This is a genomic window from Actinoplanes sp. NPDC051411, assembly GCF_040682075.1.
Classification (GTDB): domain Bacteria; phylum Actinomycetota; class Actinomycetes; order Mycobacteriales; family Micromonosporaceae; genus Actinoplanes.
Genome location: NZ_JBFBAD010000036.1, coordinates 49,716 through 72,240, shown reverse-complemented (window position 1 = coordinate 72,240; position 22,525 = coordinate 49,716). Strand labels below are relative to the sequence as shown.

17 protein-coding genes and 1 riboswitch are annotated in these 22,525 nt (G+C 68.7%); of the genes, 8 read left to right on the top strand and 9 right to left on the bottom strand.

Annotation, left to right across the window (positions count from 1 at the left end; all coding sequences use genetic code 11):
* Nucleotides 1-49: 49 nt before the first annotated feature.
* Entirely contained in the window at nt 50-2,854 is a 2,805-nt protein-coding gene (locus AB0M88_RS21305; protein ID WP_364104628.1) for a beta-galactosidase, read from the top strand.
* 126 nt (nt 2,855-2,980) lie between these two features.
* Here the strand turns inward: AB0M88_RS21305 and AB0M88_RS21300 are convergent, their stop codons facing one another.
* Both AB0M88_RS21300 and AB0M88_RS21295 read right to left on the bottom strand, forming a co-directional pair.
* The gene (locus tag AB0M88_RS21300; protein ID WP_364104669.1) at nt 2,981-3,193 is read right to left on the bottom strand and encodes a DUF397 domain-containing protein; all 213 of its coding nucleotides are present in this window, start codon (nt 3,191-3,193) and stop codon (nt 2,981-2,983) included.
* 40 nt (nt 3,194-3,233) lie between these two features.
* Nucleotides 3,234-4,082, bottom strand: a complete 849-nt coding sequence (locus tag AB0M88_RS21295) for a helix-turn-helix transcriptional regulator (RefSeq protein WP_364104625.1) — start codon at nt 4,080-4,082, stop codon at nt 3,234-3,236.
* 296 nt (nt 4,083-4,378) lie between these two features.
* Here AB0M88_RS21295 and AB0M88_RS21290 point away from each other — a divergent pair, with 296 nt between their 5' ends.
* From AB0M88_RS21290 to AB0M88_RS21280, 3 genes are all read left to right on the top strand, one after another.
* Nucleotides 4,379-5,017: a GPP34 family phosphoprotein gene (locus tag AB0M88_RS21290; protein ID WP_364104623.1), complete on the top strand. Its 639-nt coding sequence runs from the start codon at nt 4,379-4,381 to the stop codon at nt 5,015-5,017.
* Nucleotides 5,018-5,079: 62 nt separating this feature from the next.
* A complete protein-coding gene (locus AB0M88_RS21285; protein WP_364104620.1) occupies nt 5,080-6,612 on the top strand; it encodes an APC family permease in 1,533 nt (510 codons plus the stop codon).
* Between the two features lie 19 nt (nt 6,613-6,631).
* A complete protein-coding gene (locus tag AB0M88_RS21280; RefSeq protein ID WP_364104617.1) occupies nt 6,632-7,246 on the top strand; it encodes a GNAT family N-acetyltransferase in 615 nt (204 codons plus the stop codon).
* Nucleotides 7,247-7,266: 20 nt separating this feature from the next.
* Here AB0M88_RS21280 and AB0M88_RS21275 read toward each other — a convergent pair whose 3' ends face one another.
* From AB0M88_RS21275 to AB0M88_RS21255, 5 genes are all read right to left on the bottom strand, one after another.
* Complete coding sequence (locus AB0M88_RS21275) at nt 7,267-7,818, bottom strand: GNAT family N-acetyltransferase (protein ID WP_364104615.1); 552 nt, start codon at nt 7,816-7,818, stop codon at nt 7,267-7,269.
* Between the two features lie 529 nt (nt 7,819-8,347).
* Nucleotides 8,348-10,255, bottom strand: a complete 1,908-nt coding sequence (locus AB0M88_RS21270) for a response regulator (protein WP_364104613.1) — start codon at nt 10,253-10,255, stop codon at nt 8,348-8,350.
* A 4-nt stretch (nt 10,256-10,259) separates the two neighbouring features.
* Nucleotides 10,260-10,694 carry a response regulator gene (locus AB0M88_RS21265; protein ID WP_364104610.1) on the bottom strand — a complete coding sequence of 145 codons (435 nt, stop codon included), beginning with the start codon at nt 10,692-10,694 and terminating at the stop codon, nt 10,260-10,262.
* Nucleotides 10,691-11,839, bottom strand: a complete 1,149-nt coding sequence (locus AB0M88_RS21260) for an ATP-binding protein (RefSeq protein WP_364104607.1) — start codon at nt 11,837-11,839, stop codon at nt 10,691-10,693. The genes AB0M88_RS21265 and AB0M88_RS21260 overlap by 4 nt, the downstream gene beginning before the upstream one ends.
* Before the next feature lie 12 nt (nt 11,840-11,851).
* Nucleotides 11,852-13,144 carry a hypothetical protein gene (locus AB0M88_RS21255; protein WP_364104604.1) on the bottom strand — a complete coding sequence of 431 codons (1,293 nt, stop codon included), beginning with the start codon at nt 13,142-13,144 and terminating at the stop codon, nt 11,852-11,854.
* A 300-nt stretch (nt 13,145-13,444) separates the two neighbouring features.
* Nucleotides 13,445-13,606, top strand: a riboswitch (cyclic di-AMP (ydaO/yuaA leader).
* A 173-nt stretch (nt 13,607-13,779) separates the two neighbouring features.
* On the opposite strand from AB0M88_RS21255, the gene AB0M88_RS21250 reads away from it, so the two are divergent.
* From AB0M88_RS21250 to AB0M88_RS21240, 3 genes are all read left to right on the top strand, one after another.
* A complete protein-coding gene (locus AB0M88_RS21250) occupies nt 13,780-14,136 on the top strand; it encodes an NlpC/P60 family protein (protein WP_364104601.1) in 357 nt (118 codons plus the stop codon).
* A 76-nt stretch (nt 14,137-14,212) separates the two neighbouring features.
* Entirely contained in the window at nt 14,213-16,165 is a 1,953-nt protein-coding gene (locus AB0M88_RS21245; RefSeq protein ID WP_364104598.1) for an L-lactate permease, read from the top strand.
* A gap of 140 nt (nt 16,166-16,305) precedes the next feature.
* Nucleotides 16,306-17,130 (top strand): serine protease, encoded by an 825-nt coding sequence (locus AB0M88_RS21240; RefSeq protein WP_364104595.1) that lies wholly within the window; start codon nt 16,306-16,308, stop codon nt 17,128-17,130.
* A 164-nt stretch (nt 17,131-17,294) separates the two neighbouring features.
* Here AB0M88_RS21240 and AB0M88_RS21235 read toward each other — a convergent pair whose 3' ends face one another.
* Nucleotides 17,295-20,207 (bottom strand): transglycosylase domain-containing protein, encoded by a 2,913-nt coding sequence (locus tag AB0M88_RS21235; RefSeq protein ID WP_364104592.1) that lies wholly within the window; start codon nt 20,205-20,207, stop codon nt 17,295-17,297.
* Nucleotides 20,208-20,691: 484 nt separating this feature from the next.
* Between AB0M88_RS21235 and AB0M88_RS21230 the strand changes: the two genes are divergently transcribed.
* The gene (locus tag AB0M88_RS21230) at nt 20,692-21,012 is read left to right on the top strand and encodes a hypothetical protein (RefSeq protein WP_364104590.1); all 321 of its coding nucleotides are present in this window, start codon (nt 20,692-20,694) and stop codon (nt 21,010-21,012) included.
* Nucleotides 21,013-21,090: 78 nt separating this feature from the next.
* Here AB0M88_RS21230 and AB0M88_RS21225 read toward each other — a convergent pair whose 3' ends face one another.
* Nucleotides 21,091-22,515, bottom strand: coding sequence for an NAD(P)/FAD-dependent oxidoreductase (locus AB0M88_RS21225; RefSeq protein WP_364104587.1), 1,425 nt, complete (start codon nt 22,513-22,515; stop codon nt 21,091-21,093).
* Nucleotides 22,516-22,525 lie beyond the last annotated feature (10 nt).

The following is a 22,525-nucleotide window of genomic DNA, read 5'->3' as shown; positions in this document are numbered from 1 at the left end:
CGCCGGCGCGTCCCCACCGGCACCCCGGCCTCTTCACCCGCCTCGCACGGTGAGCTTCGACCAGTACTCGATGATCATCGGTGGACAGCGGACCTTCATCTGGTCGGGTGAGATGCACGCCTACCGGCTGCCGAGTCCCACGCTCTGGCGGGACGTGCTGCAGAAGATGAAGGCGTCCGGCCTCAACGCCGTCTCCTTCTACTTCGACTGGGGCTACCACTCGCCCGCGCCGGGCGTCTACGACTTCACCGGCGTGCGCGACATGGACCGGCTGCTCACGATCGCCGACCAGGTCGGGCTGTACGTGATCGCGCGGCCCGGGCCGTACATCAACGCCGAGACCGACGGCGGCGGATTCCCGGCCTGGCTGAGCACGATCGCCGGCAAGGCCCGCACCGACGCGCCCGACTATCTGGCCGCGACCGACCAGTGGCAGTCGGCGATCGACGCGATCATCGCGCGGCACCAGGTCACCAACGGCACCGGCTCGGTGATTCTCTACCAGATCGAGAACGAGCTGGCCGCCACCGGCACCAGCCAGCGCAACTATCTGCAGCATCTCTACGACAAGGCGCACGCCGACGGCATCAGCGTGCCGGTCTTCCACAACGACAAGGGCCGCAACGGCATCTGGGTGCCGTCGAGTTCGCAGGTCGCGGGCACGGTTCCCGGGCCGGTCGACCTGTACGCCTTCGACGGCTACCCGGGCGGCACCTGCCACACCGACGGCTCGCCCGGCGCCCCGAGCGCCGCCCCCGACTGGGGCATCCAGGGCGCCGGCGGGGCGAAGGGCGGCGCGACGGCCTCACCGAACACGCCCGGCTTCGTGGCCGAGTTCGGCGGCGGCTGGTTCGACTACTGGGGCAGCGTCGGCACCTACCCGTGCACCGCCCAGCGCCAGGGCAGCGGTTACGAGCGGGTCTTCTACGGCACCAACATCGCCAACCGGCTCACCGTGCAGAACTTCTACATGACCTTCGGCGGCACGTCGTGGGGCTGGCTGCCGGCGCCGGTCGTCTACAGCTCCTACGACTACGGCGCGGCGATCGACGAGGCGCGGCAGCTGCGCCCCAAGGCGGCCGCGCTGAAGAGCCTCGGCTACTTCGTGCAGAGCGTCACCCCGCTGACCAAGGTCGACAAGGGACCCGACGTCGTTCCGAGCTCGGCCGCGGTGAAGATCGAGCACACCGTCAACCCGGACACCGGCACCAACTTCTATTTCGCGGTGCACAACCCGTCCAGCGCGACCACCGACGACAGCTTCACGTTCCCGATCACCACCGCCGACGGCTCGTACACCGTGCCGCTGGAGCTCACCGGGCAGGACGCGAAGACGCTGGTCGCCGACTACGACCTCGAAGGTCAACACCTCGTCTATTCGACATCGGAGATCGAAACCCACCTGCCGGGGGTCGCGCTTCTGCACGGACGTGACGGCGAGAGCGGGGAGACCCTTTTCCGGTACGCGTCGAAGCCCGCGGTCCAGGTGCTGAGTGGATCGGCGACGAGCTCCTACGACCCGGCGACCGGGGATCTCAAGCTCTCCTATGTGCATCACGGTCTGATCCGCGTACGCGTGAACGGCCTGACCCTCCTGATCGCCGACGAGGACACCGCCGGCTCGTTCTGGCGGGTCGACAGCGAGGCCGGCCCGGTGCTGGTGCGGGGCCCGGAGCTGGTGCGCACGGCGCATGCCGCCGGGCCGCTGCTGGCGCTGACCGGTGACACCACCGCCCCGGCCGACCTCGAGGTGTGGGGGCCGCGGCAGGCGCTGCTGGTGACCTGGAACGGCTCGCTCGTCCCGGCCCGGCCGACCACGTCGCGCAGCCTGACCGCGCTGCGGCAGCTGCCCGGGCCGGCCCCGGTCCGGTTGCCCGACCTGAGCGGGGCGACCTGGAAGTACGCGCCGGAGTCGCCCGAGTCGCAGCCGGGCTTCGCCGACACCACCTGGCGCACGGCCGACCTGACCGCGACCAACAGCACCACGAAGCCCCCGGCCGGCCAGGTCGTGCTGACCGCCGACGACTACGGCTTCCATCACGGCGACGTCTGGTACCGCGGACACTTCGACGGGGCGGCCCCGCCGAGCGTCACCTTCGACTTCGGCGGTGGCGGAGCGGGCCTGATCCAGGCCTGGCTCGACGGCACCTACCTGGGCCAGTACGTGCTCCCGACCAATCTGGCCTCGCCCCCGACCCGGGGGACCGCGTCGTTCCCGGTGCCGGCCGGGCTGCCGGACGGCGACCACGTGTTGTCGGTGATGGTGCGGAACGACTCGCACAACGAGGACGGCGGCGTGAACGACGCCCAGAAGGAAGGGCGCGGCCTGATCGGCGTCACCGGGCTGTCCACACCGGTCACCTGGAAGATCCAGGGCGGCGACTCGTCGGCCGACCCGGTGCGCGGCCCACTCAACAACGGTGGCCTGTACGGCGAGCGCGCCGGCTGGTACCTCCCCGGCTTCGACGATCGCGGGTGGACGACGCATCCCGTCCCCGACACGGACGCACCGGCCGGCACCTCGTGGTACCGCACGACGTTCGATCTGCGGGTGCCGAAGGGCGTCGACGCGTCACTCGGTCTGACCATTGGCACTGTGCCGGCTGAATCAGAGTCAAGTACGCAGCCGCGCGGCCATTACCGGGTCTTGATCTTCGTCAACGGCTGGAACATGGGTCAGTACATCGCCGATGTCGGGCCGCAGCACACGTTCGTGCTCCCGACCGGAGTCCTCGACCCCCACGGGCCCAACACGCTCGCACTGGCCGTGACCAGCGACGGTGGGCCCGTCAACGCACTGGAGAGGGTTCAGTTGGCCAACCTCGCCACCGCCCGAGGTGGGGTCGGCACTTAACCCTCGGTAGTGGTGCCGCAACGCCCCGCGCACGGGGCGCTGCGGCACTTCTTTACACACATACCGGGAAAGCTGACGTTGCGTAGGCACTTCCCATCGCTCGGTGCCTATCGGTAGTGTCGGTTCCTAGGAAAGGTCGAATTCGCCGTCCTTGGCCGAGCCCACAAAAGCGGTCCACTCCGCTTTCGTGAACATAAGAGCCGGACCTGACCGGTCTTTGCTGTCGCGTACGGCGACGCCCGTGTCAAGGAAGGCGACTTCGACACAGTTGTTACCGCCGTTTCCGTTGCTGCGGCTGGCTTTCTTCCAGGCAGCACCGTTGAGTTGGTGCGCGAGCAATCCCAAGCACCTCCCTCCATATGCGGTTGTCTCGGAGCCCTTACGAGTTGAGCAGGCTCTCGATCATCTTGATGCTTGCGCGATGGTCAAGCGCCTTTGCACTCAACCGCTCGAACTCTTGTCGGTATTGAGCGACCTCATGTGGTTGCTCTTCGTACAAGTCTCCCGCAAGGCCTTCAAGATAGACAACATCCAGATGGGTGGTTTCCTGGAACTCCAAAAGCGCAGCTGATCCGCCCAGGAACTGATGTGCGCCGGCCTCGAACGGCAGCACCTGGACGGTTACGTTGGGTGATTGAGAGATCTCGATCAGGTGGGTCAACTGCTTCGCCATGACGTCGCGTCCGCCGATCTGACGGCGCACCGCCGACTCGTCGACGATGGCGTGCAGCTCCAGTGGACGGTTGCCGGTGAGGCGCCCCTGCCGCGTCAGGCGCAGGGAGACGCGGCGCTGGAGGTCGGACGGTGAGTCGTCGGGACGGCCCGTCTGCAGCAGGGCTCGCATGTAGTCCTCGGTCTGGAGCAGGCCCGGAAGGACGATCGGCTCCCACGTGCGCATGGCCGCGGCCCCGGCCTCGAGGCCGATGAAGTTGCCCGGTCGCATGATGTCGCGGTAGTCGGTCCACCAGGTGCGCTCGCGGGAGAGCCGGGCCAGCTCGACCAGGGCCTCGCGGTACTCCTCGTCGCGCACGTTGTAGAGGGTCAGCAGGTCCTTGACGTCGCGCGGGGTGACGGCCACCCGCGCGGTCTCGATGCGCGTCACCTTCGCCGCGTGCCACTCGAAATGGCGGGACACATTCTCCTGCGTCAATCCCGCAGCCTCGCGACAGCGCTTCAACTCCGCACCCAGGCGGCGTCTCCGCAGCGTGGGGCCTTCGTCAACGGCCACCTGGACTCCCTCGGTCCTGATGAGGCTGATAGTAGACCCGGCCCACCCATGATCCAACTTGGACAGCGTTGGACGGGAGGCCTGAATAAGAAGTCTAGTACTCCTTGTCATGACCTTGAGGTTGGGTACATGATGCGCGAGACATCGAGTTATCCCTACCTCTACTCACAGTGATCTCTCGATTCCGAGATCCGTGAAAACTCCAGGGCCGTCGGGGCTTGTCCGCACGGTCGCCGCAATGAAGCGGAGCCAAGAAAAAGAGAGTCTCAAATGCTGTCTAAGGGGCGTGGACGGGCGTGTTGGCTGACCAGTACTTCCTGATCGCACACGAGGACCGCACCGGGCGGTCCCGGTTGCATCCGCGGGCGACCGGCCTCGGTCTGGCCGGCGCGTTGATCGGCGAGTTGATCCTCGAGGGGCGCATCGGCATCGCCGACGGCGACCTGATCATTCTCGACCGGCACCCACCGACTGACGCACTCGCCCACGACATCCTCGATCTGCTGATCGCCCAGTCGCGGCATCGCGACGTGCGCACCTGGCTCGCCTTCCTCTCGCAGGACGCGGCGGCCCGGGTCGGCGAGCGCCTGATGCGCCTGGGAGCGGTCGAGCCGGTCGTACGCCGCCGCATGCTCAGCACCCAGACCTTATATATGCCCAACAGCGCCGAGCAGCGCAACGCGGCCGCCTGGGCCCCCGCCCGGCTGGCCAACCTCCTCGTACGCGGCGTCGAGATGAGCGTGAGCGACCGCCTGCTCGTGGGCATGATCGCCGCCACCGGCCTCACCCGCCACGTGCTGTACGACTTCGAGATGCACCGGCACGCGTTCCAGACCCTGCCGAACGCGGTGGAGTCCCTGCCGAGCGATCTGAGGGAACTTGTCGAGATCACCGAGGCCTCCGTGGGCTCGGTCCTGACCGTCGGTCGAAGGTGAGCGCCGCCGGGCGCCATCACCTCCGCCAGAACAACTTCGAACACTGGGCCGGGAGGCTGCTGATGGTGAAAAAGGATGAGGCTGGGCCGGACATCGTCGGGCAAGCTTTGGCGAAGAATCGGCTCGGAGTCCCGTCCGTGGTGTTCTTCGGGGTAGCTGGCGCCGCCCCGTTGACCGTCATCATCGGAGCGATCTCCACTATCTACGCGATCATCGGCAGCACCGCCGTCCCGATCGCCTACCTCGTCGTGGCCGGCATCCTCTCGTTGTTCACGGTCGGGTTCGTGGCGATGAGCCGGCACATCGTCAACTCCGGCGCGTTCTACTCCTATATCAGTCACGGCCTCGGCCGGGTGACCGGAGTGGGAGCGGCCTTCGTGGCCCTCCCGGCCTACTCGCTGATGCAGATCGGCCTGTTCGGACTGTTCGGCTCCGCCGCCTCGAACATCCTGCTCGAGTTCGGCTTCAAGGTTCCGTGGTACGCGTGTGCCCTGGTCACCTGGGCCGTTCTCGCCGTGCTCGGACTGCTCTGGGTCGATCTCTCCGGCCGCGTGCTGGCCGTCCTGCTCGTCGCCGAGATCAGTCTCGTCCTCATCTACGACCTCGTGATGCTGGCCCACCCGGCCAACCACCACGTCACGGTCAGCCAGTTCAACCCCGCTCCCCTGCTCACCCCGGTCGGCGGTTCGCTGCTGGTGCTGGCCATCGCCGGCTTCGTCGGCTTCGAAGCAACGGTGGTGCTGTCCGAGGAGGCCAAGGACCCCAAGCGCACGATCGCCCGCGCCACGCACTGGGCCGTCATGCTGGCCGGCCTGCTGTGTGCTCTGTCCGCCTGGGCGATGTCGGTCGCGACGGGACCCGATCGAATCGCCGCGGTGGCCGGGGCACACCAGACCGACCTGGTGTTCTTCCTGGTCTCCAAGTACGTCCCCACCGTCCTGGTGGACGTCGGCTATCTCCTCTTCCTCACGAGCGTGTTCGCCGCCCTCCTGGCGTTCCACGCGGCCGTCGCCCGCTATCAGTTCGCCCTCGGCCGCGAGGGCGTTCTCCCCGCCGCGTGGGGTCACACCCACCCGCGCACCGGGGCGCCGCTGCTCGGCTCGGTCACTCAGAGCCTGCTCGCACTCGGCGTCCTGACCGCGTACGCGGCGGGGCACGTCGAGCCACTGGTCTACGTCTTCGCGTGGCTGACCACGATCGGTGGACTCGGCGTGCTGATCCTGATGTGGCTCTGCTCGGCGGCGGTGGTCGCGTTCTTCCGGCGATCCAAACGGGGCGAGAACGCGGTCCGGGCCTACGTCGCACCCACCGTCTCGTTCCTTCTTCTCACCGTGGTGCTCATAGCGACCGTCATCGGCTTCGGCGATCTGCTGCAGGTGCCCAAGAACTCCCCGTTCCAGTGGGTGATTCCGCCGCTCTACGTGGGCGTCGCTCTGATCGGCGTGATCTGGGCGCTGATCATGCGGGTCACGCGGCCGGAGGTCTACGCGGCGATCGGCCGCGGCTCCGAGGGCCGGGTCAGCCTGCTCCCCGACGATCCGTTCCCGCGCGCCCTGCACGCCGACCCGGTGGGCGCCCGGAGCTATCCCTACTGAGACGGAGAGGACAGACCCGATGACGTACGCCATCCAGGAACTGGTCATCCGCAACGTCGCGCCGGTCGACACGACCGAGATCACGAACCTCATCGCCGAGGCGATGCAGGACACGCCGGTCGGGCACTGGCTGCAGCCCGACCCCGGGCTGCGCCGGGCCGAGAGCCCGGAGTACTTCGAGATCTTCGTGGAGCACGCGGTGCGGTGCGGTGAGGTGTACGCCACGGCCGACGCGGTCAGCGGGCAGTTGTCCGGAGTCGCGCTCTGGTTCCCGCTGACGTCCTTGATCCCGCCCCCGCAGGACTACGAAAGGCGGCTCAAGGAGGTGACCGGTGATGCTTTCGAGCGGGCGTGCCAACTGGACGCCGCACTCGACACCGACCACCCTCTTGAGCCGCATCACTACCTGGCATTCCTGGCCGTCCGGCCCGGAAGTCGGAGCCGGGGCATCGGCAGCTCACTTCTCGATCGCCACCATGCCCGGCTCGACCAGGCCGGCCTCCCCGCCTATCTGGAGGCCAACCACCCCCGTAACCGGGACCTTTACCTCCGACACGGATATCGGGTCCGGTCCGTGATCGAGCTGCCCGACGGACCCCCACTCTGGACGATGTGGAGGTCGCCTATGCCCTGAGCCCCCGACCGACGAGAGAGCTACGCGGCAGAGGGGAATTCGTACAGCCAGTAGGACTGCTGATCGATTCGGCTGAACCGCATGTTGTCGGCCATCCGGCGAACCAAGACCCGGAAGATCCGCGACATGTGCCGGACATCATCGTTGTAGGTACAGATGTCCAAGCCGACCAAGCCGTTCTGCGTCGACGCCACCAGGTAAAGCTGCTCGCACAGGAGAGCGAACGCCTCGCGACCCTGAGCTTCCGGACTGACGGCGACGAAAACGATGTACCAGATCTTCTTTGCCGCGTAGTGCTCGGGCCAGTGGCGCTCGAAGTACTCCGGTGCGATCAGAGGCACCGCTTCGAGATCGTTGGTGTAGGTCGCGATGCCGACCGGCGTGCCGTCGTCCTCCAGGGCGAGGTATTTGCTGATCCGCGGATCGTCCATCACCTCGTCGAACTCGGACCGGTACATCAGGTGCCGTTGGACTGCCAGCGAGCGGAGCTCAGCGAAGGAATCTTCGTAGAGCTTCCACAGGACCTCGCGCAGATCGCCGTCGGGAATTTGATCGATGACCTTGACAAGCATGGCTGCTCTCCCCCGCGGGCCTCCGCCAGGCCGGCCCGCTTCCGCACTCATGTTGATCGATAAGTGTTGACCATCAGAGTACGAAGAGTGACGCCTCAAACACAATGCGTGTTCGTCGAATTTTTAGTGCCAATGTCGACGGACGGGTGGCGTACGTCCTCGAAGTGTGCAACTTGCACGTGAACGAGCGAGAAATCGCAGGTCGACGCCAAGTGCCGACATTAGTCGAGATCGCAGGTCAGGGCGATCCGGATCTTCCCACCGCGACGAAACTAAAGATCGACGATCATTTGCGAAGATCGGAAACGACCGGATCGGATGATGTTCGTGTTCCGAAAAGAATCTCCGAGAGGCCTCGGGTGGGGCCGGGAACGGGAGCCGGACGCGAATGAACCGGCCGCCGCGGAGGCCGGGATCCGACCGGGCCGGGAGCTCGCGACGAGACCGGCAGGATCACCGACCGTGATCACTCGTCGCGAGCGATCCCCACGAAGCGTGATCTCCAAAACGATCATCGCACCGGAAACGATCACCGTGGGCGGTGCAGAAGCTGATCGAGGGTCTGCAGCAACTGATCGGTCTGGAACGGCTTGTAGAGCAGGGGCGCGTCCGGCGGCAACTCCTGGCCGCCCGGCTTCGGGCCGCTGGTGTAACCGGACATGAAGAGCACGGGCAGGCCCGGGCGGGTACGGCGCAACTCGGCGGCGAGCTGGGTGCCGGACATGCCGGGCATGATGACATCGCTCAGAAGGGCGTCGACATGGAGATTCCCGTCCAAGCACATCTTCAGCGCCTCTTGCGGGTCGCCGGAGGCGCGAACGTCATAGCCCGCTTTCTTCAGAATGCGGCACACGATGTCGCGTACCCCGTCCTCGTCTTCGACGACGAGGATCCGCTGGCCGCGACCGCCGGCCGACGGGACACGAGCGACGACGGCCTCACCCGCTGGACCGGTGGACCCGGCCGGCAGTCGGACTCGCACGGTGGTGCCCTGGTCGGGCTGTGACTCCAGGCCGATCGTGCCGCCGACGTCGGTGACCACGCCGTACGCGGTGGCCAGCCCGAGTCCGGTCCCGTTGCCCCGCCCCTTGGTCGTGAAGAACGGCTCGAACGCCCGCGCCGCGACCTCCGGGGCCATCCCGCAACCGGTGTCGGTGATGGTCAGAGCGACGAATTCGCCGTCCGGCTCGGCCGACGTGCCGATGGTCAGCCGGCCGCCGCTGGGCATCGCGGCGCGCGAGTTCATCACCGCGTTCATCAGAACCTGCTCGAGCTTGCTGCGGTCCATCGTGATCGGTGGGAGATCCGGCCCGAGCACGGTCCGCAGTTCTATGTCCTCACCGAGTGTGCGCGCTAGCAGCCGCTGCATGTCGGTCGCGACCACGTTCAGGTCGAGGGTCTCGGGCCGCGACGGCTCCAGCCGACTGAAGATCAGCAGCTGCCGGGTGAGCGCGCTGCCCCGGGCCGCCGCCTGTTCGATCGCCTGGGCGTCCGCCCGATTCGGACCATCTTCCTCGAGCTCCTCGGCGAGCATCGTGGCATAGCCGGAGATCACCGCGAGGATGTTGTTGAAATCGTGCGCGATGCCGCCGGCCAGCCGGCCCAGCGAGTCGAGCCGCTCCGACTGCCGCAGTTGCTGCTCCAGCTCGACCCGGTTCCGCTCGGCCCGCACCCGCTCGGTGATGTCGCGCAGGATCCCCTCGACCGCGACCGCCCGGCCGTCCCGGTCGAGGATCGCGCCGGCCCGCTGCTCGATCCAGGTCACGCCGCCCGAGCGCCGGTTCCACCGGATGGTGACCGTGCCGGTCTGGCCCTCGCACCACGACCGGGCCAGCAGGGGCCGGTCCTCCGGTTCGACCAGGCTGAAGATCAGTCCGGGGTGCTGGTAGAACTGCTCGGGGCGGTAGCCGGTGATCGACTCGACGGCCGGGCTCAGATATTCCATGACCGGCTCGGGCACGAGGCGGTAGCGGAAGATGATGTCCTGGGCGTGCTCGGCGATCAGCCGGAAGCGCTCCTCGCTCTCCCGCAGAGCGGCCTCGGCCCGGCGCCGGCGCCGGCGCTCGGCGGCCTCGCGAAGCTCCCGCTGTACGGCCGGGGCGAGCCGGGCCATCCGTTCCTTGAGCACGAAATCGCGCGCCCCGGCCCGCATCATCGCGGCCGCCGTCTCCTCCCCGACCTGGCCCGAGACCAGCAGGAACGGGATGTCGGCGTCGTGCGCGCGCACCTGGTCGAGCGCCTCCTCGGCGCGGAACGACGGCATCGTGTAGTCGGAGATCACGATGTCGGGGGCCCGGGCGGCCAGGACGGCCGCGACCCCGTCGGCGGTGTCGGCGCGGACGTGGCTGACCTTCAGGCCGGCCCGGGTGAGCTGGCGGATGATCAGCAGAGCGTCGTCGTCGCTGTCGTCGACGACCAGGACCCTTACCTCGTCCATGGGATCAGCCCCCGGCCGGAGCCGGCGCGGGCTCGTTGACCAGCAGCCAGTAGACACCGAGCACGTTGACCGCCTTGACGAACTCCTCGAACACGACCGGCTTGCGGACGAAACTGTTCGCGCCGAGGCGGTAGCTGTCCACGATGTCGCGCTCCTCGTTCGAGGTGGTCAGCACGACTATCGGGAGGGAACGCGTACGGTCGTCGGCCCGGACCCTCCGCAGCACCTCGAGTCCGTCGATCTTGGGCAGTTTGATGTCGAGCAGCACGAGCGCCGGGCGGACCGGCTCGCCCTCGGACGGCAGCAGAAGGTGGAGCGCCTGCTCGCCGTCGGTCGCGACCACCACCTCGTTACGGATGTGGTTCTTGCCGAACGCGCGCATGGTGAGCAGCACGTCGTCCGGGTTGTCCTCGACCAGGAGGATCGGGCCCTGTGTCATCGCAGCTCCCAGCCGGCCGGTGCCGGGTTCAGGCTGAACCGGAACGTGGCTCCTCCGCCCGGGGTGCCGTCGGCCCGGATCTGGCCGCCGTGCCGGGTGACGATCCGGGCGACGATCGCCAGCCCGATGCCGGTGCCCTCGAACTCGGCCGCCGAGTGCAGCCGCTGGAACGGGTCGAACATCTTGTGGGCATAGGTCATGTCGAAGCCGGCCCCGTTGTCCTCGACCGAGAAGACGTCGATCCCGTCCTGGCGCCGCACGCCGAGCCTGATCACCGGGTCGTCGCGGTGGGCGGTGAACTTCCAGGCGTTGCCGATCAGGTTCTGCAGGACGAGGCGTACGAGGTGCGGGTCGGCCCGGGCGACCAGGCCGTCCGGCACCTCCGTCTCGACCCGGCGCCCCGGATGCTGGGCGGCCAGCTCGGTGAGCACCTCCCGGGCGAGCCCGGACAGGTCGGTGTGCTCCCGGCGCAGCTGAGAACGGGTCGCGCGGGACAGATGCAGCAGGTCGTCGATCATCTGGGCCATCCGGGCCACGTTGGCCTGGATGCGGCCGAGGTAGCGCTGAGCCTCCTCGCCGAGGTCGGCCGAGAAGTCCTCGAGCAGCACCTGGCTGAAGCCCTCGAGCGAGCGCAGCGGCGCCCGCAGGTCGTGCGAGACCGAGTACGCGAACGCGTCCAGCTCGCGGGTCGACGCCTCAAGCTCGGCGGTGCGCTGGCGGACCCGTATCTCGAGCTCGTCGTTGAGCCGGCGCACCTCCTCCTCGGCCAGCTTCCGCTCGGTGATGTCGGTCGAGATGCCGCAGACCGCGTACGCCCGGCCGCGCCGGTCGGTGAGCGGGAACTTGACGGTGATGTAGGTGCGCAGCCCGTCGTCGCTCGGCGCCTGCTCCTCGACCTGCACCGGCACCCCGCGGGCGAACGCCTGAAGGTCGTTGGCCCGGAACGCGTCGGCGATCGGCCCCGGGAACAGGTCGTGGTCGGTCAGCCCGACGATCTCCTCGCGGTGCAGCTTGAACAGCCGCTCGTACTCCCGGTTGACCAGCAGGTAGCGGCCGTCGGCGTCGCGCATGTAAATGACCGCCGAAGTGTGGTCGATCAGGGCCATGAGCTGCTCATGACCGACCTCGACGGCTTGGGCGCCCATCGCTTACCGCCTTTAGCCCACACGAGAAACGGATATCGGCGACGGTACACCCGCGTTGGTGGTGTTTTCTGCCGTTTCGCGGGTTACGACGGTGCGCAGTGGCGCAAGCGGGTGATCCTGCCGGGCCCGGGTGATCCGCTCCAGGAAGGTCTCGTTCATGCCGGTCGTGCCGGCCCGGTTCGACACCAGCGGACGGTCGCCGAGACCGGCCGCGTCCCGGCGCTGCTGGGGCTTGAACAGGAACTTCTTGCTCAGCATGAGGTGCGCGCCGGCCGCCCGGGCGTGGGCCGCGAGAATCATGTACCAGTCGGCCAGGCCCGGATGCTCACCGACCAGGCGCACCAGGTCACCGCGCTCGGCCGCCCGCAGCGAGGCGGCCGACCGGCCGAGGCCGGCGAGCATCCGCTCGGGCAGGGTCGGTTCGGCCATCATCGGCTCGATCGCCTCCCGCTCGGTGGTCAGCAACGCCGGGAAGAGCCGCCGGACGTTCGCCTCGTACCCGTCGAGGTTGATGCCGAGCAGGAAGTCCCGTTTCAGCGCTTCCGGGTCGAGTGCGCCACTGGGCGGGATGTCGTCGGGCGTCCAGTGGACGGCGAACTGCCGGAACACGTCGAGGAACTGGTCGGTCGGCATGCTGCGCTCGGGCGGGAGGACGGCGAAATCGCGGAACAGTTCGCGCAGCGCGCCGAGCAGTTCGGTGGCCAGGCGCACCCGGTCGAGAGCGTCCGCGCCGAGCAGGTTCTCCTCCGGCCGGGTCAGCGGATCCAGCACGTCGTTGATCGCGAGTTCGATCGCTTCGCCCTTCTTGACCAGCAGAAAGAAGCGTTCCTCGCCCGGGGTGCCGGTATAGCTGCGTACCTTGCCGTCGTCGAAGACGCCGGGCAGAACGGCCATCGTCTCGGTGCCGCGCAGCACCTTCAACGTGCCGACATTCCAGCGGACCAGCGAGGCATAGGTGTCCCGGCCGCAATGACCGGTGCCGGTCCGCTCCGCGATCACCCCGAAATACTGGCGAAACGGCAGGTCACCGATCGTCAGCCCGTCGTACGCGCGCTCGGGCGTCCGCTTTCCGTCCGGCGTCCATTCCTGGTAATGCCGGCCCAGCGAGGCGCCGACGAAACCGAGGCGTACAGCTAAGCGTTTTGCCTGCTCAGCAGGCACCCGATCGGGTTGAGGCAGCAGCGGGAAAAGCACCTCGGTGCACTGCTCGGCGAGTCGTCCCGGAGGGATCTCGCCTCCGAGGATCGCCCGGTTGAGCCGGGGAAGTTCCGCATCGGTCCACTCGCCGACCTGTTGCAGAACCACGCAATTCACCGCCCTTTGCAGAGGTTTATACCAATCCGTTCGACCGATTCGGGCGAGCGCTTAATCGGTAGGCGCCGAATTCGGTGACAAGGCTCACCGGCCCGCGACCGCGCTTTCCCGCCGGATCGGGCCGAACCGGCCGCGATGTCCGAAGAGCTAGCGGCCGGGGCCTCCGGTTCGGGACGAATGAGCCCTGCGGGACGCGACCCGAAAACTGGCGAACGGCGGGCCGGCGCCGATGGTTCTGCGGTGCCTCCCGACGGGAGGTCGCTCTCGGTCGCCGAGTCCCGCTCACCGAGAGCGTCGAGGAAACCGACTCCTATCAGGATCTTCAGTGAGCGGGAACGGGGGAACCACCATGCCGGCCGTCGAGCCGGCTCGGGGTGAAGTCGCCACGCGCGACGGGCCGTCCTTCCGGCCTAATCCGACAGCTAACCTCGCAGGCGGTTGAAGGACCGAGGATTCTCTGTGTCCATCCGTGTCAAAACCTGCTCGGCCGTCTCGCCATTCTCGGAACGGTCGCGGTCGCCGCGGCGACCGTCGCTCCGGCCGCCGCTTCCGCGGCACCGCGCGCGGTTTCCGCTCCGGTTTCCCGTGCGGTTTCCGCTCCGGCTTCTCTGGCGTACGCGGCGAGAATGCGCGGCTATCACATCGTCGCCGCGGCCCGGGCCCAGCGCGGCAAGCCGTACCGATTCGGCACCCGGGGACCGAGCGCCTTCGATTGCTCCGGCCTGACCGGGTACGCCTATCGCAGTGTCCGGATCAGCCTCCCGCGTACGGCCGACGGGCAGTTCCGCGCCGCCCGGCACGTCGCGAAAGCCGCCGCCCGGCCGGGTGACCTGGTGTTCTGGGTCGGTGGCGGACACGCCTACCACGTCGCGGTCTATGCCGGTGCGGGCAAGGTGTGGCACGCGCCGAAGCCGGGGCAGCGGGTGCGGCTGACCGCGATCTGGTCGTGGAGTCAGGTGCGGTTCGGCCGCATCGGGATCTGAAGGTCATCGGGCTGTTCCGTTTCGGTCACTCGCGGTTTAGATTGATCGAAATGATCGACAACCCTGGATGGGTCCCATGTTGGATCAGTTCCGGATCGTCACCGACCCCGTCGGCAATTCGGTCGGTCTTTCAGCGATCTTCGCAGTCCTTCCCCTTCTAGCGCTCTTCGTGCTGCTCGGCGTGCTGCGCATGCGCGCCTGGCTGGCCGGCGTGATCGCCCTGGTGGTGGCGCTGGTCGTCGCGATAACCGTCTACTCCATGCCGGTCGGACAGTCCGTGCTCTCGGCCACCGAGGGCGCGGCGTTCGGCTTCTTCCCGATTCTCTGGATCGTGCTCAACGCGATCTGGGTCTACAACCTGACCGTGGTCAGCGGCCACTTCGACGTGTTGCGACGGTCGATGGCGCGGATCAGCCCGGACATGCGCATCCAGGCCGTCATCGTGGCGTTCTGCTTCGGCGCGCTGCTCGAGGCCCTGGCCGGCTTCGGCACGCCGGTCGCGGTCACCGTGGTCATGCTGATCGCGCTCGGCTTCAGCCCGATCCGAGCGGCGTCGGTGGCGTTGATCGCCAACACGGCGCCGGTCGCGTTCGGGGCGCTGGCGACGCCGATCGTCACGCTCGGCACGGTGGCCGCCGGCGCCGGTGACGATCCGCGGTTGAACAGCGACACGCTCGGTGCCATGGTCGGCCGGCAGACGCCGATACTCGCGGTGATCGTGCCGCTGGTCCTGGTCTTCGTCATCGACGGGAAGCGGGGCTTCCGGCAGACGTGGCCGGTCGCCCTGACCGCCGGGCTGGTGTTCGGGGTCGCGCAGTTCGCCGCGTCGAACTACCTGTCGGTGCCGTTGACCGACATCGTGGCGGCGCTGTTGTCGGCGGCGGCGGTGATCGGCTTCCTGCGCCTCTGGAAGCCCGCGCACGAGCCGTCGATGGTCACCTCCGGCGCGGCCCCACCCGGGGCGGTGTCCACTCTCGCGGCGTCTTCGGCCACTTCCGGCGCCTCGTCCGGCAGCGGCTCCCTCGCCGCCGGCTCCTCGGCCGGCTCCGGCCCGACCGGCTCCGGCTCGTCGGCCGGCTCGGGGTCCGACTCGGCGGCCGAGACCGACGCACCGGACGACGGGGACGCCGACGGGACGGCCCGCGGTGGCGAGGACGCGCCGACTCCCGAGTTCGCCCGGTCCGGCGCGACCGCTCGGGCCGGCGCGACCGCCCGGTCCGCCGAAGCCGGCCCGACCGGCGGAGCGTCGCCGTCTACCTCCACATTGGACAAGCGGGACAGTCCGGCCGAGATCGCGCGGGCCTACGCGCCCTACCTGATCATCATCGCGATCTTCTCGATCATCAGCATCGGGCCGATCAAGGCGGCGCTGGCCAAGTCGCCGTGGACGGTCAGCTTCGCCTGGCCCGGCCTGCACGTGCTGGGCGCCAACGGCAAGCCGCTCTCGTCGGTCACGTTCGCGTTCGGCTGGCTGCCGGCGGCCGGCACGATGATGATCGTCGCGGGCATCCTCACCGCGATCGTCCTGCGGATCGCTCCGGGCAAGGCGCTGCGGGCGTACGGGCTGACCTATGCCACCCTCCGGCACGCCATCGTGACCGTGATGGCGGTGCTGGCCCTGGCGTACGTCATGAACCAGAGCGGGCAGACGAACACCCTGGGTGGGGCGCTGGCCGCGACCGGCGGTGTCTTTGTTGTGCTCTCGCCGATCCTCGGCTGGATCGGCACCGCGGTCACCGGGTCGGATACCTCGGCCAACGCGCTCTTCGGGGCGCTGCAGGTGCAGACCGCCGCCAAGGCCGGACTCGATCCGGTGCTGCTCGCGGCGGCCAACTCGTCCGGTGGCGTACTCGGCAAGATGATCAGCCCGCAGAACCTGGCGATCGCCGCCTCGGCGGTCGGCATGGCCGGCCGGGAGGGCGACATCTTCCGCAAGGTGGTGCTGTGGAGCGTCGTGCTGCTGCTGATCATGTGCCTGATCGTCTGGCTGCAGCGCACGGCCGTGCTGGGCTGGATGATTCCTAATTGACACTGATCAATATGGATGTCAGGGTACGGGCAACCTGTTCGGCGTTAGCGTGCCGCCGACCCGTCACGCGCCGCGCCGCCTCACCGTGCGGCGGGCTGCCCTACCCTGGCGTCCGCCGCGCTTGAAGAAGGGAATCCTTCATGCGCGTTCGACGGGCGCTCGCACTGGCCGCGGCCGGCCTGGCCGCCGCGACCGGTGTCCTCATCGGCGGAGCACCGGCCCAGGCCGCCACGGCGGTCACCCTCGCCAACACCATCTCGCTGAGCAACTGCTCGGCGTCGCTGGTCCGCTTCCCCACCTCGGTCAGCAGCGACCGGGCCATGATGCTCACCAACGGGCACTGCTACGAGGGCGGCTTCATCAACGCCGGCGTGGTCCTGCAGAACCGCACCAGCAGCCGGTCGGGCACGCTGCTCAACAGCAGCGGCCGCGCGCTGGCCACGGTCCGGGCCGACCGCGTCATCTACGCCACGATGACCGGCACCGACGTCACGCTCTACCGGCTGACCAGCACGTTCGCCACGCTTTCGAGCCGCTACGGGGCGACCGCGCTGACCATCTCGAGCGCCCACCCGGCCGCCGGCTCGTCGGTCGCGATCCCGTCCAGCTATTGGAAGGAGATCTGGAACTGCCAGATCTCCAGCTTCGTGCCGACGCTCCGCGAGGACCAGTGGACCTGGCACGACTCGCTGCGCTACGACCCGAACTGCGACACCATCCACGGCACGTCGGGCTCGCCGATCGTCAACGCCTCGAACGGCCAGATCGTCGGCATCAACAACACCGGGAACGACGACGGCGAGATGTGCACCCTGAACAACCCGTGCGAGGTCGACGCCAACGGCACCACGCACGCCTATCAGGGGCAGAGCTACGGCGAGGAGACGTACTGGTTCACCACGTGCGTCAACGCGAGCCACACGATCGACCTGACCGTCGCGGGCTGTCTGCTCACCAAGCCGTAGGCCGGCCACGGCTATGGATTGCGGCCGTGGATTTGTCATACCCGGCGCCTACTCCCGCCCCCACCCAGAACAGGGGTGGGGGCGGGAGTGGGACCAGGGAGTAGGACCGGGGAGTAGGGCACCAAGGCACCCGGGAACAGGGCATTAGGAGCGGGGAACTCGGCTCATTCGGTCGGGTCGGGGGCCGGCGGGGCGGGCGGAGCGGGCGGGGCGGCCGAGTCCTGCGGCTGGGCCGAATCGGAAGGGCTGGGGCTGTCGCTCACGCTGATGCCCGGGGACGGCGATGATCCGTCGGACGGCGCTGAGGGCGTACCGCTGGAAGCCGGCGCCGACGGCGGCGCCGGGGCGTGGGCAGCGACCGTGGTCTGCGGGAAGTCGAAGGTCCACCCCTCGTCGAGCAGCCTCGGGATCAGGATCTTCAGGGCGTCGATGGTCTGCTGGCGGTTGCCGCCGCCGTCGTGGACCAGGACGACCGCCCGCGGTGTCAGCTGCTGCTCGATGCGCTGGGCGATCACGGTGGCGCCCGGCAGCTTCCAGTCGTCGGGGTCGACCAGCCAGCCCAGCGGGGTGTGGCCGAGCTGGGCCGCGACCTTGGCCGTCGGGCCGAAGTCGCCGTAGGGAGCGCGGTAGTAGGTGACCACCGAGCCCGGCGCCGCCTTCTCGATCCGCGCGTCGTCGCCCTGGATGTCGGCCCGGCCGGCGGCCGGCGGGAGCAGGCCCAGGTCGTCGTGGTGCATCGAGTGGTTGCAGAGCCGGTGACCGTCGGCGACGATGCGCTTGACCGTGTCGGGGTACCAGCTGACGTTCTCGCCGACCATGCAGAACGTGGCCTTGATGTGGTATCTCGCGAGCAGGTCGAGCACCTGCGGGGTGTACTCGGAGGGGCCGTCGTCGAAGGTCAGGGCCAGCCGCTTCCCGGAGTGCGCCGTGTGCACGACCGGTTCGTAGCCGCTGTCGGCCGCGTGCAGGGTGGAGACCTCGTCCGGGTTCTTGCCGCCGCTGTTCTCGCCGTCGCCGTCGTGGGTGTGGCCGGCGTCGCCGACGTCGCTGCGGCCGACGTGGGCCGGGGGCGGCAGCGGCAGCGGCGGAAGGCCGCTGAGCGCCTGCCGGGTGAAGGCGCTCCACATTTTCGCCGGCACCCCGTCGCCCTCGATCGGCTGACCCTGCTTGTCGCGCAGCGGGGCCGGCTTGGCGTGCCCGAGCCAGACCGCGGTGGCCAGGTCGGGGGTGTAGCCGGCCATCCAGGCGTCCTGGTCGTCGTCGGTGTTCAGGTACTGCTGGGTGCCGGTCTTGCCGGCCGCCGGACGCCCGGGCACGACCTTGTCGCCCTTCACGACCGCCTGCAGCACGGTCGAGACGTCGGCCGCGATGCTCGGGGCCAGCACCGCCTCGTTCTTCGGTGCCGGGGCTTTCCAGCCGGTCACCGACTGCACGAAGTGGCGCTCCTGGCGGACGCCACCGGCCGCGAACGTGGCATAGACCGTGGCCAGATCGCCCGGGGTCACCGCGTAGCGGCCGATCGCGATGTCGGGGCGGGTCTTGCCCGGACTCGGGTCGCCCTTCACGTCGACCATCGACTTCTGGCCGGCGTACTGGTCGGAGATGCCGAGCCGGACCGCCATCGAACGCACCTTGTCGGCGCCGATCCGCTCGGTGACCGCGTAGAACGGCGTGTTCAGCGAGACGACCATCGACTGCTCGAGCGTGCAGTTCGGGCACTGCAGGTTGTCGTGGTTGCGTAACGGCACGCCGTTACGCCCCGGAAAGACTCTCGGCGAGCTGCCGTCCCAGCGTGACTGGTAGCCGATACCCTCCGTGAGCGCGCCGGCCAGCACGATCGGTTTGAACGTCGACGCCGCCGGATGCAGAGCGGACGCGTAGTCGTAGTAGCCGCTGCCCTTGTCACCGCCGTAGTAGGCGCGCACCCCGCCGTCGGCTGGGTCGATCGCGACGAGCGCCGCCTCCACTCCCTTCGGCTCCTGGCCGAGCTGGGTGCTGACGGTCCGCAGAGCGGACTTCTGGGCCTGCTGGTCGACCGTGGTGACCACGGACAGGCCCCGCGTGTGCAGCTGCTGCGAACTGATGCCGTGCCCGGCCAGTTCCTGCTCGACCTGGTCGACGATCAAACCGTTCGGTCCGGCGACGGCCGACTGCGGCGGCTGCGCTTTCGGGTACGCGACGTCGCCCGCCGGAGCCCAGCCGAGGCCGCGCGCCGACATCACGATCCAGTCCCAGCGGTACCTGGCGTCCTTGGCATCGTTGTCGGGGTCGTACCGCCACGGGTCCTTGATCACCGCGGCGAGCACCGCCCCCTGCGCGAACGTGAGCCGATCCGGGGTGACACCGAAGTAGGCGTGGGCGGCGGCCGCGATCCCGTACGCCTCGCGCCCGAAGTAGATCGTGTTGAGGTATTTCTCGAGGATCTGATCCTTCGAGTACTGCCGCTCCAGGTTCACGGCCAGCGCGAACTCGCGGGTCTTCCGTTCGAAGCTGACGTCCTGGGTGAGGAAGGCGTTCCGGGCGTACTGCTGGGTGATCGTCGACGCGCCCTCGCGGCCGCCCTGGACATCGGCGACGGCGGCCCGCAGGACACCACGCAGCGAAACCCCGGGATGGTTGTAGAAGTCCCGGTCCTCGGCGGTCAGGACCGCTTGGCGTACGGGAACGGGGACGTCGGAGAGCGGGACGTCGCTGTGATCGGTGACGCCGACCCGGGCGAGGATCGTGTGCGCGTCCCGGTAGTACAGGACGGACGCCTGGGGCTGGGGCGGGACGGCCGGGATGGGGACGGATTCGACGTAGGCCTCGGCGGCACCACCGGCCACGGCGGTCCAGAAGACGGCGAGGACCAGGCTCGGGGTCAGGAGGCGGCGCCAGCGACGGCGCGGGCGCCTCGACGGAGGGGACAGGTCCGACGGAGGGGCCAGGTCCGACGGAGGGGCCAGGTCGTCGGGGTCGCTGGCGCCCGACTGGTTCGCGAGCGCGGCGGTCGGCGGGGCGGGAGCGGGCTGGAGCGGGGCCGGGTCGAGCGGGGATGGATCTGAGGGGGCCGCGGCCGGGGAGGGGGTCTCGTCCACATGGAGAGAAGAGGGGCTGGGGGGATAGTTCTGTTGCACCTAACTTTGTGTGCCTGGTGCGTTACCTGTCGATTTGACCCGATTGACCAGGCACTTAAGGTTCGTTGCATCGATCTGCTGTGATTTTTGGCTCTGTTCAGGGGCTCAACAGATGGACCGGCGTCTTCCGGGTCGCCGCGGCACCGCCGACAAGATCGCGAACCGATTTCGAGCCGTCCACCCTGGACCGCGGCGGGTCCGGCCGGGCCGGACGGCGGCCGGGGCGGCGCAGCTCAGGGCCGCATTTCAAATGCGATATGTGAATGTGCGGCCGGACCGAAACAAACAAACTGTTGATCATGCCTGAAACAGTCGGTCTATTCGCTCACTTTGCCGCCGGAAGTCACCTTATCGTGTACGCGTCGCTGCCGGCCCGAATGCCGAACGGATCATATGATCAGCACACACACCCCCGATCTTTGATTTAGAAACGAAGGTGATTCCCATGAATAAGGCAACCCGCCTGCTGGCGATGACTGGAATGGCTGTTGTCGCGGGCCTGACCATGGGCGCCGGGCCGGCGTCGGCCTCGACGACCACCGCCGCCAAGGCTCCGGGCCACGACCGCGTCGAGGGCTACTTCCACAGCCGGATGCAGTGCGAGCGGTCCGGTCGCTTCGGCGAGATGCGCGACCGCTGGGACTCGCACGGCTGTGACCTGGTCCGCTTCGGCCGCCACCACGGCCAATGGCAGCTCTCAGTCAGCTCGCACCGGGGCCCGTTCGGCCACCACCGGCCGACGCACCGCCCGCCGTTCCACCACTGATCGAACAATGAACACTAACGGCCGAGGGGTGCACACCTCGGCCGTTAGTGCCATTTCTGAATTTCCAATCACTGGACGTCAAGAAATGGGACGGCCGTACGTTTCGAGAAGCCGCAGCCACACCTCGCTGACGGTCGGATAAGCGGGCACGGCGTGCCAGAGCCGGTCGAGCGGAATCTCGCCCACGACCACGAAACTGGCCGCCTGCAACATCTCCCCCACATCCGGGCCCGCCATCGTCACCCCGAGCAGCACCTTGTGTTTCTCGTCGACCACCATCCGGGCCGTGCCCTGATAGCCGTCGGCGTGCAGGTGGGCGCCGGAGACGTCGCCGATCTCGTAGTCGACGACCCGGATCTCGTACCCCTGGGCGCGCGCCGCCGCGGCGGTGAGCCCGACCGTCGCCACCTCCGGATCGGTGAAGATCACCTGCGGAATCGCGCGGTGGTCGGCCGTGGCGACGTGGGTGCCCCACGGCGCATCCGAGACCGGCCGGCCGAGCGCCCGCGCCGCGATCACGTCACCACACGCCCGCGCCTGGTATTTACCCTGGTGGGTGAGGAGAGCGCGGCCGTTGACGTCGCCGCACGCGTAGAGCCAGTCGAAGCCCTCGACGCGCATCGTGTCGTCGGTCGCCAGCCACTCGCCCGGGGTCAGCCCGATCGTCTCGACGCCGATGTCGCTGCTGCGCGGGGTGCGGCCGGTCGCGACCAGCACCTCCTCCGCCCGGATCGTCTGGCCGTCGCTCAGCGCCAGGGTGACCCCGCCGGCGTCCCGCGTCACCGACACGGCGTGGGTCTTGAGCAGCACCTTCACGCCGCGGGCGGACAGCGCCCGGGCGACGATCTCGCCGGCGAACGGCTCGGTGCCGGTGAGCAGCCCGGCCCGGGCGATCAGCGTCACCTCGGACCCGAGATCGCAGTATGCGGTCGCCATCTCGGTCGCCACCACGCCGCCCCCGATGATCGCCAGGCTGGCCGGCACCTCCTGGGCGCTGGTCGCCTCGCGACTGGTCCACGGGTCGGCCTCGGCCAGCCCGTCGATGTCGGGCACCAGCGCGTCGGAGCCGGTGGAGACGGCCACCGCGTGCCGGGCGGTCAGGACCGTCTCGGTGCCGTCGGCGTCGGTCACGGTCACCTGCTTCGGTGCGGACAGGCGGGCGTGACCGCGTACGAGAGAAATGCCCGCTCCCTCGACCCATTGCACCTGGCCCTCGTCGTTCCAATTCGACGCGAAAGCGTCGCGGCGCTTCAGGACCGCGCGCACGTCGACGCCGCCCCGCGTCACCTCGGCCGCGCCGGGCACCGCCCGGGCCGCCCGCAGCACCTGGCCCGATCGGAGCAGCGCCTTGGACGGCATGCAGGCCCAGTACGAACATTCGCCGCCGACCAGCTCGTGCTCGACCAGCGCGGCGGTGAGCCCGCCCTTGACCGCGCGGTCGGCGATGTTCTCGCCGACCGGACCGGCACCCAGCACGATCAGGTCGTATTCCGTGGATTCCATGCCCCCATTC

What these genes read in the sequence shown, in the direction of transcription:
- AB0M88_RS21285 (WP_364104620.1), top strand. Translation starts at nt 5,080, where the DNA reads ATGGTGAAAAAGGATGAGGCTGGGCCGGACATCGTCGGGCAAGCTTTG.
- AB0M88_RS21280 (WP_364104617.1), top strand. Translation starts at nt 6,632, where the DNA reads ATGACGTACGCCATCCAGGAACTGGTCATCCGCAACGTCGCGCCGGTC.
- AB0M88_RS21275 (WP_364104615.1), bottom strand. Translation starts at nt 7,818, where the DNA reads ATGCTTGTCAAGGTCATCGATCAAATTCCCGACGGCGATCTGCGCGAG.
- AB0M88_RS21270 (WP_364104613.1), bottom strand. Translation starts at nt 10,255, where the DNA reads ATGGACGAGGTAAGGGTCCTGGTCGTCGACGACAGCGACGACGACGCT.
- AB0M88_RS21265 (WP_364104610.1), bottom strand. Translation starts at nt 10,694, where the DNA reads ATGACACAGGGCCCGATCCTCCTGGTCGAGGACAACCCGGACGACGTG.
- AB0M88_RS21260 (WP_364104607.1), bottom strand. Translation starts at nt 11,839, where the DNA reads ATGGGCGCCCAAGCCGTCGAGGTCGGTCATGAGCAGCTCATGGCCCTG.
- AB0M88_RS21250 (WP_364104601.1), top strand. Translation starts at nt 13,780, where the DNA reads ATGCGCGGCTATCACATCGTCGCCGCGGCCCGGGCCCAGCGCGGCAAG.
- AB0M88_RS21245 (WP_364104598.1), top strand. Translation starts at nt 14,213, where the DNA reads ATGTTGGATCAGTTCCGGATCGTCACCGACCCCGTCGGCAATTCGGTC.
- AB0M88_RS21240 (WP_364104595.1), top strand. Translation starts at nt 16,306, where the DNA reads ATGCGCGTTCGACGGGCGCTCGCACTGGCCGCGGCCGGCCTGGCCGCC.
- AB0M88_RS21230 (WP_364104590.1), top strand. Translation starts at nt 20,692, where the DNA reads ATGAATAAGGCAACCCGCCTGCTGGCGATGACTGGAATGGCTGTTGTC.
- AB0M88_RS21225 (WP_364104587.1), bottom strand. Translation starts at nt 22,515, where the DNA reads ATGGAATCCACGGAATACGACCTGATCGTGCTGGGTGCCGGTCCGGTC.